Source organism: Mameliella sp. CS4, from assembly GCF_019392335.1.
Classification (GTDB): Bacteria; Pseudomonadota; Alphaproteobacteria; order Rhodobacterales; family Rhodobacteraceae; genus Antarctobacter.
The window spans coordinates 1-243 of sequence record NZ_JAHXRQ010000263.1 but is presented as its reverse complement, the minus strand read 5'-3'; the positions used below and the strand labels follow the sequence as shown (position 1 = coordinate 243).

General features: G+C 73.3%; 1 pseudogene. It reads left to right on the top strand.

Annotated elements, in window-relative coordinates:
* Window positions 1-243 (top strand): annotated as a pseudogene (locus KZZ07_RS27330) (hypothetical protein); the annotation flags it as partial.

Below are 243 nucleotides of genomic sequence, written 5' to 3'. Positions count from 1 at the left end.
ACTACGCGAAGGTGAGCACGACCGCGATCGACGCGTTCGAGGCCCTGGCCGAGCGGCAGAAGCGCTTCATGGACGAGGCCGCGGTCCAGGCCAACGCGGAATCGGCCCAGGGTCAGACCATCCTGCTGACCGTGGCGGCGGCGGCCCTCCTCCTCGGCCTCGGCATCGCCACCTGGCTCGCCCTCTCGATCTCCCGCGGGCTCGGCCGCGCCGTGACCCTGGCCGACGCGGTGGCCATGGGCG